Source organism: Pseudomonas sp. NBRC 111123 (assembly GCF_001320205.1).
In the GTDB taxonomy this organism is placed as follows: domain Bacteria; phylum Pseudomonadota; class Gammaproteobacteria; order Pseudomonadales; family Pseudomonadaceae; genus Aquipseudomonas; species Aquipseudomonas putida_J.
On the sequence record NZ_BCAZ01000078.1, the window covers coordinates 1 to 12854 of the forward strand.

Sequence of the window (12854 nt, forward strand, 5' to 3'; positions counted from 1 at the left end):
TGCAAAAGCCAAGGCAAGCCCTGCAGCCCCCCCTACGCCACTGCCCCCACCCCCACCGGGCGACTACGCCAGGCCAGGGTCAACACCAGCCCCAACCCCGCCATCAACGCCCCGGCAAACGACACCGCCGAATACCCCAGCCCGGCATTGATCACCGCGCCACCCAGCGCCGCGCCAATGGCATTGCCCAGGTTGAAAGCACCGATGTTCACCGCCGAGGCCAGGTTGGGCGCCTCCTTGGCGGCGTCCATCACACGCATCTGCAGCGGCGGCACCAGGGCGAAACTGGCGATGCCCCAGACCAGGATCGCCAGTGCCGTCGGCAGCGACCCGCCAAGCATCGCCGGGAACACCAGCAGCACCGTAATCAGCACCAGCAGCGACACGATCAAGGTACGGTCCACCGAGCGATCCGCCGCCTTGCCACCCCACACATTGCCCAGGGTCAGGCCGACGCCGAACAGCACCAGCATGGCGGTGATGAAGGGGGTGCAAGCCTGGGCCTGGCTGTGCAGGATCGGCGCTATGTAAGTGAACACCGTGAACATCGCGCTGGAGCCAACCACAGTCAGCGTCAGCGCCGCCAGCACCGGGCCACGCCCCAGCACACGAATCTCGGCCATCACCCCGGCGCTCCTGGGCAGTGGCACATTGGGCAGGGCAAACCAGAGCGAAGCCATCGCCACCAGACCCAGGCCGGCAATGCCCCAGAATGCTGTGCGCCAGCCAAGCAGTTCACCGAACCAGGTGGCCAGCGGTACACCGCCAATGGTGGCCAGGGTGAGGCCCATGAACATGGCCGCCACCGCCCCTGCCCGCTTCTCGGGCGGCACCACGCTGGCCGCCACCACCGAGCCGACGCCAAAGAACGCGCCGTGGTTGAGCGAAGTCACCACCCGCGCGATGAGCAGGCTCTGGTAGTCGGTGGCCAGGGCCGACAGCAGGTTGCCCAAGGTGAAGATGGCCATCAGCCCGATCAGCAGGTAACGCCGCGGGACCTTGCCGGTGGCCAGGGTCATCAATGGGGCACCGATCAGCACGCCTAGCGCGTAGGCACTGACCAGCAGGCCTGCAGCCGGGATCGACACGCCAAGATCGGCGGCGATGCCGGGCAGCATGCCCATGGGGGCGAACTCGGTTACACCGATGCCGAAGGCACCGATGGCGAGCGCCACGAGGGGGGGATTGATACGCATACAAGGCTCCTTATCTATGACGGGAATGCTACGATCCAGCCTTTGAATGCACTAGACCGGTTTGCCGGCAACCACCTTTGCGCTGGAGGCACAGATGGACTACAACGGGCGATCCGGGGAGATGGAGGTGTTTGCCAGGGTGGTGGATGAAGGCAGCCTGTCTGCCGCCGCGCGCGTACTGGGCCTGACGCCCTCGGCGGTAAGCCGCATCATTGCCCGCGCCGAGCAGCGCTTGGGCACCCGCCTGCTGCTGCGCACCACCCGGGCGATCACCCTCACCACCGAAGGCGAGGCGTACCTGCGCGGGGCGCGGCGCATCCTGGCGGACCTGCTTGAGGTGGAAGAGGCGATCACCGACCAGGGTGTGCCGCGCGGGCGATTGCGGGTCAGCGCGGCGCTGGGGCATGGGCGGCTGACGGTAGTGCCGTTGCTGACCGCGTTCAGCGCGCTGTATCCGCAGGTGCTGGTCGACCTGACGCTGAGTGATGAAATCGCCGATATCCATGGCGGACAGGCCGATGTGGCGCTGCGCTTTGGCCAGCTGCCGGACAGTTCGCTGAGCGCGCGCTGCATTGGCCATACCGGCCAGGTGGTCGTGGCCTCGCCCGAATACCTTGCACGCTGCGGTACGCCGCAGGAGCCAGAGGACCTGGCGCAGCACAACTGCCTGCGCTTCAACTTCCGGCGGGCCGCACCGGATTGGCCGTTTCGCCGGGAGGGGGAGGATTTTTCATTGAAGGTGACGGGGAATATCGAGTGCAGCAGTGGCGAGGCGCTGGCGCAACTGGCCAGGCTGGGGGCGGGTATTGCCCGGATCGGGACCTTTACCGTGGCCGATGAGCTGAACAACGGTCAGCTGGTGGCGCTGCTGGAAGACTACAACCCCGGCGACCGCGAGCCGCTGCATGCAGTGTTCGTGGGTGGGCCGGCGATGCCGGCGCGGGTGCGGGTGTTTGTCGACTTTCTGCTGGAGCATCACCAAGGCTGGCCGCTGACGCCAATCTGACACGGTCTTGCAGGGGCGGCCTCGTGTCGCAAGCGGGCCGCAGCGCGGCCCCGGGATTTGAGCAGCACTGCTGATCGTGCTGGGGCTGCTTCGCAGCCCTTTCCAACCGGTCCGGCGCCCCGGCAAGGCAGCGCCTACAGAGACCACAGTCGTTGCTTAACGCTGCATCCCTTTCAGCAAGAACCCCATGAACCGGCGCACATCCTCGCGGTGCGCCACCAGGTCCAGCGGCTCGCGACTGCACAGCCGCAGAAGCTGCAAATGCCCGTAGTCGTTGATCAGAAACGCCGCATAGCCCACATCGAGGTCGGCACGCAGCTTGCCGCTGTCACACAGGTCCTGGAGCAGGTGCTTGAGCTCTTCGACCAGCGCGTCGTTGACCCGCTTGTAGGCCCCTGGCACATCGCGCTGATTGCTGCCCAGCAAGGGCAGCAAGGGCGGCAGAATCTCCCGCCACAACGGTGCCGGCAGCACCTCGAAGGCGTAATCGGTCAGGTGCGTTTCATAGCAGCACAATGCATCCAGCGCCTGCTCGAATTCCCCAAGGCGCCTGCGCGCCTCGGCTACCGCGCGGTGGTCGGCCTCGCGCAACTTCTCCAGCAGGATCTCCTGCTTGCTGCCGAAATAGGCGAACACCGTGGGCACCGACACCGCCGCCAGGCGGGCAATCTGCTCCATGGTGGTGGTCTGGAAGCCCTGGCGCTCGAACAGGCCCAGCGCTGTACGGCTGATCGTCTCCCGGCGCAGCGCCTTCTGCTGCTCGCGCAATCCGCTCACTTTGCAACCCTTTGTCGAAACCGGTGGCAAGCATACCGCAAAGCCAACCCGCAAAAATATTTTATTGACTAAAACTTTTAACCGACACAAAACTAGCGCGGCATTTTGCCCCAGGGAGCCGCCATGACCACCGCCGCCGATCTCATCATCCACAACGCCCGCCTCTACACCGTCGACCCGCACCAGCCATGGGCCAGCGCCGTGGCTGTGCAGGGCGAGCGCATCCTCTGCGTTGGCGACCACGCCAGTGTCATGGCCCACGCCGGCCCCGCCACGCGCTTGCTGGACGCCGCTGGCAAGCTGGTGCTGCCGGGCTTCGTCGAATCGCACTGGCACTTCTCGAGCACCGCCTTCGCCTTCCAGGCCCTGGTCAACCATGAAGACCCGCATGAGGTGCTGGCGTTGCTCAAGCGCTACGTGCAAGCCAACCCTGGCGAGAAAGCCATCACCGGCATGGGCTGGATTCAACCGCTGATGCCGGCCGACATGCTGCGCCGCGAAGTGCTCGACGACATCTGCCCGGACAAACCGGTGTGCCTGCTGTCCACCGACTACCACACCATGTGGGTCAACACTTACGCACTGAAGGCTGCCGGCATCGACCGCGACACCCCGGCCGTGGAAGAAGGTGCCAGCTGGTTCGAGAAGGACCCGCTCACCGGCGAGCCCACCGGCGTGATCATCGACTGCGCGGCCTACTCGCTGCTGATGCAGCGGCTGAGCGAAGCCGGTTACCTGCCGACCGGCATCGACCTGTACCTGCGCTCTATCCCGTTCTGGCAAGAGAAGCTGGTCGCCGCCGGCATCACCACCGTGTTCGACGCAGGCTTTCTCGACCCGGCCGGGGACCAGACCCTGCTGTACGAAACCCTGCAGCAGCTGGAGCGTGAAGAGCGCCTGAAGCTGCGCGTGGTCGGCAGCTACATCAACATGGGCACCGAGGATGACCCGGTAAGCATCCTGCAAGGCATGCGCAGCCGCTATGACTCGCCGCTGGTAAAAGCGCAGACCCTGAAGCTGATGCTCGACGGCACCGAGCTGAACCACACCGCGTTCCTGCTCGAACCCTACTGCGACAAGCCGCACTGCGGCTCGACGACCATGCCCGAAGCGTTGTTCGAGCAGCATGTACGCCGGGCCGATGCCGCCGGTATCGATGTGATGGTGCACGCTGTGGGCGATGGGGCCGTGCGCATGGCGCTGGACGTGTTCGAACGGACCTTCGCCAGCAACCCGCCGCGCGACCGCCGCCATGTGATCACCCACGCCTTCCTCACCCACCCTGATGACATCCCACGCTTCCGCCGCATCGGGGTCATGGCCAACACCCAGCTGCAATGGGGCGTGGTCGATGCCTACGCCGAGGCGATCCAGCAGTCCTATGGCTTCAAGCGCTGGGCGTCGATGTACAAGTTCCGCACCTTCATCGACCAGGGCGTGACCGTGTCGATCGGCATGGACGGCCTGGTCTGCCAGTGCCGTTGCCAGCACAAGCCGGTGGAGCACATCGAGTCGGGCCACACCCGCCAGCTCAGTGGCGAGCCTGATGCGCCAGTGATGCCCGATGCCGACGAACGCCTGAGCATTCCGCAACTGATCGCCGCCTACACCCTCAACGGCGCCTATCAGCTGGGGCTGGAAAAAGAGATTGGTTCGATAACCGCCGGCAAGCGCGCCGACATCATCATCCTCGAGCAGGACCTGTTCGAGCTCGACCGTTACCAGATCGGCAAGACCGATGTGGCGCTGACCGTGATGAACGGCCGCATCACCCACGACGCAGGCACCCTCCCCCACGCCTGAACCTGATGCCCTACCCGGGAATTTTCAATGCACAACAATAAAAACAACCTGCTGCTGCGTGCCGCCCTGATCTACATCGCCGCCACGGCGCTGATCATCATTGGCGTGCAACCGCTCTTCATCGGCCTGTTGGCAGAACGGCTGAGCCTGGACCTGAGCCAGCAAGGCTGGGTCTTGTCCAGCGAAATGACCGGGACCTTGCTCGGCAGCTTGTTGTTGCCGCTGCTGGGCCGGCGCTTCGGTGGCCGCGGCCTGTACCTGGCGGGCGCACTCGCCGCACTGGCGCTCAACCTGCTGAGTGCAACCCTGGATTCACTGGCAGCGCTGGTGCTGTGCCGGCTGACGTGCGGTGTCGCCACCGGCGTGCTGTATGCCGGCGCGATCAGCGGGCTGGGGCGCTTGCCAGGGCAGGATCGTTCGTATGGTTTGTCGTTGCTGATCCAGACCGCCGTGTTCGCCCTGTACGCCACCTGCATGCCACAGCTTGCGGAGCTGGTCGGCAATCGAGGGGCAATGGCCAGCATCGGCTTCTGGTTCGTGCTGATCGCCCTGGTCGCGCTGGCCATTCCGCAGCGGCTGCACCGCGAGGCCCCCGTGCCGGTGATCCAGAGTGGCGTGGGTTGCGCCACGCTCGGGCGTTATGCCTTGCTGGGGATGCTGTGCCTGCAACTGGCGATCTACTGCATCTGGGGCTTTGTCGACCAGCTGGCCCGCGAGCGCGGCATCAGCCCGCTGGACGTGGGCTGGGCATTCGGCCTGGGGATCCTCGGCGGCTTGCCCGGCGGGGCCTTGCCCAGCGTGCTGGGCGCGCGGGTGAGGCGTGGGCCGATGATCGGCTTCGGCTCGCTGCTGGTGCTGCTGTCGATCGTATTGCTGGCGCGCCATGCACAGGATGCCGAGCAACTGTGCGTGGCGCTGTTCCTGATGAACTTTGGCTGGGTGCTGGCGCTGACCTACTACATGGGCGCCATTGCCACCAACGACCCGCGCGGCACCTTGACGCCGTGGGTGAGCATCCTGCAGGTGGCGGCTGCGGCACTGGCGCCGGCGTTCGTGGCCTTGCAGCAGCAGAGCGCCGGGCACGAGACGATTTTTGTCAGTGCCGGGGTCGCGGTGATGCTGGGGGTTGTGCTCAAGGGCATGGCCGGGGTGATGCAGCCACGCACACAATCAGCCGGCTGACGCCCCGCATTTGTAGAAGCGGCCTTGCCGGGACGCTCCTACAGAGACCGCGTTATGCTTGGGGAACCGTCGCAACTCGACACACTTAACTCCAGGGCCGACCACCATGCGCATTGCCATCCCCGACGACTACCAGGACGTCATTCGCTCACTCGATTGCTTCAAGCGCCTGGCCGGGCATGAAGTCAGCGTGTTTCACGACAAGCAACCCGCCTCGCTGGACGAACTGTCCGCACGTTTCGCCAACGCCGACGCCCTGGTACTCACCCGCGAGCGGACGCGCATCGATGCCGCCCTGCTCGACCGGCTGCCCAACCTCAAACTGATCAGCCAGACCGGCAAAGTCGCCGGCCATCTGGACCTCGAGGCCTGCACGGCCCGCGGCATCGTCGTCACCGAAGGCCGCGGCTCGCCAGTGGCACCGGCGGAACTTGCCTGGGCGCTGATCCTCAACGCCCGGCGCCAACTGGTGCCGGCGATCGAAGCGTTCAGGCAAGGCCAGTGGCAGGTCAACCTGGGCCAGGCAGTGGCCGGCCAGGTGCTGGGGATCTGGGGCTACGGCAAGATCGGCCAGCGCCTGGCGCGCTATGCCCAGGCGTTCGACATGCAGGTGCTGGTGTGGGGCAGCGAAGGCAGCCGGGCAGTGGCCGAGGCGCACGGGCATCGGGCAGCGAAATCACGTGAGGCGTTCTTTGCCGAGGCCGATATCCTCAGCCTCAACCTGCGGCTCTCGGATACAACACGCCATGGCGTGACCTTCGACGATCTGTCGCGGATGAAAGCCGATGCCCTGCTGGTGAATGTCAGCCGCGCCGAACTGATTGCACCTGGGGCATTGCTGCAAGCGCTCGACACCGGCAGGCCGGGCTTCGCTGCGGTGGATGTATTCGAGCAAGAGCCGGTACTCGAGCCAGACCACCCCCTGCTCACCCACCCGCGGGTGCTGAGCACCCCTCACCTGGGCTACGTGGAAAAGAACGGCTATGAGCTGTACTTCGGCGATGCCTTCGACAATGTGCTGGCATTCACCCAAGGTGCACCGAAGAACGTTGCCAACCCGCAAGCGTTGAATGCCGACCGCTGACAGCACTTGCAATTACAGACCTGCGCCGCAACAATGCGAACAATTCCCAGTTAGGTTACGGATTGATCCCTATGTCGGCGCTCGATGACGCAGCTATCCACCGGCTGTACAGCGAAAACAGCGGCTGGCTGAAACACTGGCTACGTATGCGCCTGGGCAATGCCGCCGATGCGGCCGACCTGGCCCACGACACCTTCCTGCGGGTGATGACGGCACGCAGCCAGTTGCCGATCCGTGAGCCGCGCAGCTACCTGAGCGCCATCGCCCGCTCGCTGCTGATCGACAAGGTACGCCGCCGCGCTATCGAGCAGGCCTACCTGCAAGCGCTGGCACTGCGACCGGAACCCGTCGAAGTGTCGCCGGAAATCCGCCTGTCCATCATCGAAATGCTGGTCGCAATCGACAGCTTGCTTGACGAGCTGGGGGCGCGCACCCGCGATATCTTCCTTGCCGTGCAACTGGAAGGGCTGACCTATGCGGCTGCGGCGGAACGTTTCGAGGTGTCGGTGACCACGGTGAAAAACCACCTGATCCGCGCCATGACCCGCTGCCTGCTGCTGGTCGAGGCCTGACTCTTTTGGAACTCAAGACCCTCGAAGCCGCCGCCACCTGGTACGTGCAACTCAACGACGGCGTTGCTGACCTCGCCCGCACCCGCGCCTGGCGCCAGTGGCTGGAAGCCAGCCCGGAGCACGCCGCAGCGTGGGCGCGGGTCGAGAAACTTCAGCAACAATGGGCCCTGGTACCTGCGCAGGCGGCGCTGAAAGGGCTTGGTGCCGCACAGGCACAGCGCCGTGATGTGCTGAAAGTACTGGGCTTGTTGCTGGCCATGGGCGGCGGCAGCTGGCTGGCCGCCGAGCAGTTACCTTATCGCACCCTGCTCGCCCAGCAGCACACCGGCACTGGCGAGCGCCGTTCGCTGCAATTGGAAGACGGTTCGCAGCTTGAGTTGAACGTCGGCACCGCGCTCGACGTGCGCCTTGGCCAGAAACTGCGAACGGTCCAGTTGTATGGTGGCGAGATACTGCTCAAGGCCGCGTACGACCCTCGGCAGCGGCCCTTCATCGTGCACACCGATGACGGCAGCATCGTTGCCCGGGAAGCTGAATTCAGTGTGCGCAAGCTGCCGGGGCAAACCCGCGTCGGCGTGCTGCAGGCTGCCGTCGAAGTGCGGCCACAGCACCATCCTGAGCACCTGCTGCGCCTGCCCGCAGGGCAACAGGCCAGCTTTAACCGCGACCATATCAGCCCCGCCCTGCCCCTGCCCGCCGACTCGACTGCCTGGCAGCACGGCATGCTGAGCGTCAACGACTGGCGCCTGGCTGACTTCATCGAGGAACTGGGGCGCTACCGGCCCGGCGTACTGCGCTGCGCCGCGTCGATTCGCTCGCTGAGCATTTCCGGGGCATTTCGCATCGACGATACCGATATTGCCCTGGCCAACCTCGACCAGACCCTGCCCGTGCGGGTGCGTTACCTGAGCCGGTACTGGGTCAGTGTGGAACCCGCCTGAATCGCCCGTGGAAAAAACTTCACTGCGAACCTTGCTGATTTCGATTCTCGTCCGTCCCTGACACAAGCCGCGACGACAGCGACTTTCTGCCATGACACGGAAGGATCACGCAATGCCCCATACTCACCCCTCCCCAGCCACCACACTGAGCCAGGCCGTACGCCGGGTGTTGCTCGGCCTGACCCTGGCCAGCGCCCCCAGTCTGCTGCTGATGCCAGGCAATGCCTTGGCCCAGAGCCAGACCACCTACCATGTGGCCGCCGGGCCACTGGGCAATGCAATCACCCAGTTCGGTGTACAGGCCGGCGTGACCATTTCGTTCGATACCGAACAGGCCCGTCACCTGACCAGCAATGGCCTGGAGGGCAGCTACAGCATCGACGAAGGCCTGACCCGCCTGCTTGGCAACAGCGGCCTGCAGGCCCGGCGCCTGGGTAACGGTGGCTATGTGCTGATACCGGCCAGCGATGACGCAGCGATGGAACTGGGGCCCTTGAACATCGATGCCGACCGGCTCGATGCGACCAGTGAAGGCACGCAATCCTACACTGCCCGCGCGGTAACCATCGGCAAAGGCGTGCACACGCTGAAGGAGACACCCCAGGCGGTCACAGTGATGACCCGCAAGATGCTCGACGACCAGAACCTCAACACCCTCGAGCAGGTGCTGGACAAGACGCCGGGCATCACCGTGTACGACTCCCCCATGGGCGGCAAGTACTTCTACTCGCGTGGCTTCAACCTCGACGGCCAGTACCAGTATGACGGCGTGCCGCTGGACGTGGGAGGCAACTACGTGCAGGCCAACAGCTTCTCCAGCGACATGGCGTTCTATGACCGTGTCGAAGTGCTCAAGGGGGCGGCCGGCATGATGAAAGGCTCCGGCTCATCGGCCGGCGGCGTGAACTTTGTACGCAAGCGCGGCCAGGAACAGGCCGCCACCAGCCTGACCCTGTCCGCCGGCACCTGGGACAATTACCGCAGCCAGGTGGACGTCGGTGGCCCGCTGAACGACTCGGGCAGCGTGCGCGGCCGCGCCGTGGCCGCCGTGCAGGACCGCCGGTACTTCTACGACCATGCCGACCGCCAGGACCAGGTGTACTACGGTGCCCTCGACTGGGACATGACACCCGACACCACCCTTGGCGTCGGCCTGGCCTATGAGGATGTCGATGCCTCGCCCTGCTACAGCGGCCTGCCGCGCTACGCCAACGGCAGCGACCTCAAGCTGCCGCGCTCGACCTGCCTGGGTGCCAGCTGGAACAGCCTGCAAAGCCAGCGCGTCACCGGCTTCGCCGACCTCAAGCATCAGTTCAATGATGACTGGTCGCTGAACTTCGCCTCCGTTTACACCCACAACGACCAGGACATCGAATATGCCTTTGCCGAAGGTGCGGTAGCAGTGGGTGCCACCAGCTCCAGCATGAGGCGCACCGCCGGTAACTTCGACTACGACCAGACCGACTATGGCTTCGATAGTTATGTCGATGGCAAGTTCGAGGCATTCGGCCTGCAGCACGAGTTGATCATCGGCGCCAACGCCAGCCGCCAGAAGACCCACGACTACTTCGCCCTGATGCCGCTCAGTGGCAGCCAGAATCCCTTCGACCCGTCGGCGAATTTCCCTCATCCATCCTCGGCAGACTACCTGGTCAACCCGAGCCGGGGCGGTAGCGTACCGAACGACTCCACCACGACCCAGTACGGCTCTTACGCCAACCTGCGCCTGAAGCTGGCCGAGCCACTGACGCTGGTGCTGGGTGCACGGGTGAGCTGGTACCGCAACAAGAGCGACGCCTACACCCAGGCCTACGACTACTGGGTGCACAACCGCAGCGCGAAAAATGGCCAGGTCACGCCATTCGCTGCCGTACTGTACGACCTCAACCCGCAATGGACCGCCTACGCCAGCTACGCCGACATCTTCCAGCCGCAGGGCAACCTGGTGGATGCCCAGGGCCAGGCCCTGCAGCCGAAGACCGGCGCCAACTACGAAATCGGTATCAAGGGTGAACTGCTCGATGGCGCACTGAACACCTCGTTCAACCTGTTCCGCACCGTCGAAGAACACCGCGCCGAAACCGACTACGCCGACACCTGCCTGGGCTCGGGCGACGGTTATTGCTACAGCGATAGCGGCAAGGTTCGCGCCCAAGGTTTCGAGGCCGAGATCAGCGGCGCGCCGATCGAACGCCTGCAACTGCTGGCCGGGTACACCTATACCCAGACCAAGTACCTGAAGACCATCAACGACACCGACCCGACCGAGCTGACCTTTACCTCCAGCTTCATTCCGCGGCACATGCTCAAGGTCTGGGGCGATTACCAGCTGGACGGTGCACTGGAGCGCTGGACGCTGGGTGCGGGGCTGAACAGCCAGAGCGAGAACTTCCGAAAGACCGGCAGCACCAAGGCTGTCCAGCCGGGCTACACCTTGTGGAACGGCCGCGTGCAGTACCGCATCGACCCGCATTGGACCGTCGCACTCAACGGCAACAACCTGTTCGACAAGAAGTACTACTCCACCATTGGTGCGCCGGGGTGGGGCAACTTCTATGGCGAGCCGCGCAACTTCATGGTCACCCTGCAAGGGACGTTCTAGGGTTCTGCGGGGCTCTGCAGGATGCGGCTTATGCCTTGCCAGCCAAGGCCATATGTAGCAAGGGAAACGGCCGGCCTTCGCCGTCCAGCGGCGAACGCCCGGTCTGCATGAAGCCGTAGTGGAGGTAGAAGCCCACTGCCTGCGGATTCTGTTCGTTCACGTCGACACTCAAGGTATCGCGCGTGTTGCGGCAGAAATCCAGCAGCGCCCGGCCGATGCCCTGCCCCCGCCGGTCGGGATCGATGAAAAGCATTTCCACATGGTTTTCATTGAGCCCGATAAAGCCCAGCGGCCTATCTTCAGGGTCGACAGCCACCCAAAGCTCGACGGCAGGCAAGTAGACATCGCGCAGTTGCGGCAGTAACGCATCGATGTCGGACGCCTGCAGGAAGTGATGCGTCGCGCGCACGGCGCGCAGCCAGATGTCGACCAGCCGAGGGTGATCGGCGGCGATAGCTTGGCGAATGATCATGGAATCATCCTGATATTTTCTGATGACGGATTATCGGTACGCCTTGGCAAAGCGACCGTACTCATGTCGGCATCATGTATGCCCGCTTCGCGAATCAACGCCTGGGCGGTGCACGGCAAAACAGCCGGAAAGGGAGGAAGCGCCATGCTACCCACCCTTGCCAGTGTGGTAAAGACGGTTACTGCGCCGTCGCCTGCTCCTGAGCGGCGGCACCGAACGACACGTAATACGCAAGGCCGACGAAGATCGCCCCGCCCACCGCATTGCCGAGGAACACCGCGACCAGGTTGTGAACCAGCGCGCCCCAGCTGAGGTAGCCGGCAAAGATCGCAGCCGGGATCAGGAACATGTTGGCCACCACGTGCTGGAAGCCGATGGCGACGAAGGCCATGATCGGGAACCAGATGCCAAGGATCTTGCCGCTCATTTCACGGCTGGCGTAGGCCAGCCACACTGCCAGGCACACCAGCCAGTTGCAGCCGATGCCAGAGACGAAGGCATGGACGAAATCGGCACTGGCCTTGCTGGTGGCGGCAGCCACGGTCTTGTCCAGGTAGGCGCCCTCGGTCAGGCCGAGCAGGTGGCCGAAGAAATACGCCACGAACAGCGCGCCCAGCAGGTTGGCCAAGGTCACCAGCAGCCAGTTGCGCGCCACGGCCGCCAGGCGAATGCGCCCGGCGAACATGGCCAACGGCAGGCTCATCATGTTGCCGGTCAGCAATTCGCCGCCCGCCAGGATCACCAGGATCAGGCCGATGGGAAACACTGCGGCGCCCAGCAAGTTGCCCAGCGAAGCCCACTGCCCAGGGATCATCGCGCTGACATGGATGGCCAGGATGAAGCCCATCGAGATGAAACCACCGGCGAGGAAACCGAGGATAAGCAGCGCGCGGGTGGGCAACTGGGCTTTCTTGGTACCGGCTTCGATGACGAGCTCGGTGATCCGGGAGGGGGCATTGACAGACATTTCAGTAACTCGAACGCAGGGACGCCAGCCATGCCCAGAGGCATGCCGGAGGTCGGGGATTAATGGATTGCGGGGGTACGGCAGAGGTGCTTCAGGGGGAAGGCAAAACGGGTGGTCTCTGGGGCTGCAACGAAGAGCCGCGCACGTTACTGAGGCAGAATGTCGCAGTCAAATTGATAGGGTGGATGGGTTGATAGATGGGGTCGATGAGGGGAGTGTTCGCCTCAACATCTCTAGCGCCTTTGAGATCGA

Annotated in this window: 11 protein-coding genes; 7 read left to right on the forward strand and 4 right to left on the reverse strand. The window is 64.4% G+C overall.

Features of this window, described 5'->3' with window-relative positions; all coding sequences use genetic code 11:
- Positions 1–32: 32 nt before the first annotated feature.
- Positions 33–1196, reverse strand: a complete 1164-nt coding sequence (locus APH27_RS24700) for an MFS transporter (RefSeq protein WP_060486143.1) — start codon at positions 1194–1196, stop codon at positions 33–35.
- A 94-nt stretch (positions 1197–1290) separates the two neighbouring features.
- Here APH27_RS24700 and APH27_RS24705 point away from each other — a divergent pair, with 94 nt between their 5' ends.
- Positions 1291–2202 carry a LysR family transcriptional regulator gene (locus APH27_RS24705; RefSeq protein ID WP_060486144.1) on the forward strand — a complete coding sequence of 304 codons (912 nt, stop codon included), beginning with the start codon at positions 1291–1293 and terminating at the stop codon, positions 2200–2202.
- 156 nt (positions 2203–2358) lie between these two features.
- Here APH27_RS24705 and APH27_RS24710 read toward each other — a convergent pair whose 3' ends face one another.
- Positions 2359–2979, reverse strand: a complete 621-nt coding sequence (locus tag APH27_RS24710; RefSeq protein ID WP_027920449.1) for a TetR/AcrR family transcriptional regulator — start codon at positions 2977–2979, stop codon at positions 2359–2361.
- 123 nt (positions 2980–3102) lie between these two features.
- Here APH27_RS24710 and APH27_RS24715 point away from each other — a divergent pair, with 123 nt between their 5' ends.
- The 6 genes from APH27_RS24715 to APH27_RS24740 all read left to right on the forward strand — a co-directional run bounded on the left by APH27_RS24715 (position 3103) and on the right by APH27_RS24740 (position 11163).
- Positions 3103–4782, forward strand: a complete 1680-nt coding sequence (locus APH27_RS24715) for an amidohydrolase (protein ID WP_060486145.1) — start codon at positions 3103–3105, stop codon at positions 4780–4782.
- A gap of 27 nt (positions 4783–4809) precedes the next feature.
- A complete protein-coding gene (locus tag APH27_RS24720; RefSeq protein ID WP_060486146.1) occupies positions 4810–5964 on the forward strand; it encodes an MFS transporter in 1155 nt (384 codons plus the stop codon).
- A 106-nt stretch (positions 5965–6070) separates the two neighbouring features.
- On the forward strand, positions 6071–7048 hold the full coding sequence (locus APH27_RS24725; RefSeq protein WP_060486147.1) for a D-2-hydroxyacid dehydrogenase family protein: 978 nt from the start codon (positions 6071–6073) through the stop codon (positions 7046–7048).
- Positions 7049–7119: 71 nt separating this feature from the next.
- Positions 7120–7620: a sigma-70 family RNA polymerase sigma factor gene (locus APH27_RS24730; protein WP_027920453.1), complete on the forward strand. Its 501-nt coding sequence runs from the start codon at positions 7120–7122 to the stop codon at positions 7618–7620.
- Between the two features lie 5 nt (positions 7621–7625).
- The gene (locus tag APH27_RS24735) at positions 7626–8561 is read left to right on the forward strand and encodes a FecR domain-containing protein (protein ID WP_060486148.1); all 936 of its coding nucleotides are present in this window, start codon (positions 7626–7628) and stop codon (positions 8559–8561) included.
- A gap of 112 nt (positions 8562–8673) precedes the next feature.
- Positions 8674–11163: a TonB-dependent siderophore receptor gene (locus APH27_RS24740; RefSeq protein ID WP_060486149.1), complete on the forward strand. Its 2490-nt coding sequence runs from the start codon at positions 8674–8676 to the stop codon at positions 11161–11163.
- Positions 11164–11191: 28 nt separating this feature from the next.
- Here APH27_RS24740 and APH27_RS24745 read toward each other — a convergent pair whose 3' ends face one another.
- Both APH27_RS24745 and APH27_RS24750 read right to left on the reverse strand, forming a co-directional pair.
- Complete coding sequence (locus tag APH27_RS24745) at positions 11192–11635, reverse strand: acetyltransferase (protein WP_060486150.1); 444 nt, start codon at positions 11633–11635, stop codon at positions 11192–11194.
- A gap of 178 nt (positions 11636–11813) precedes the next feature.
- A complete protein-coding gene (locus APH27_RS24750) occupies positions 11814–12602 on the reverse strand; it encodes a formate/nitrite transporter family protein (RefSeq protein ID WP_027920457.1) in 789 nt (262 codons plus the stop codon).
- Positions 12603–12854 lie beyond the last annotated feature (252 nt).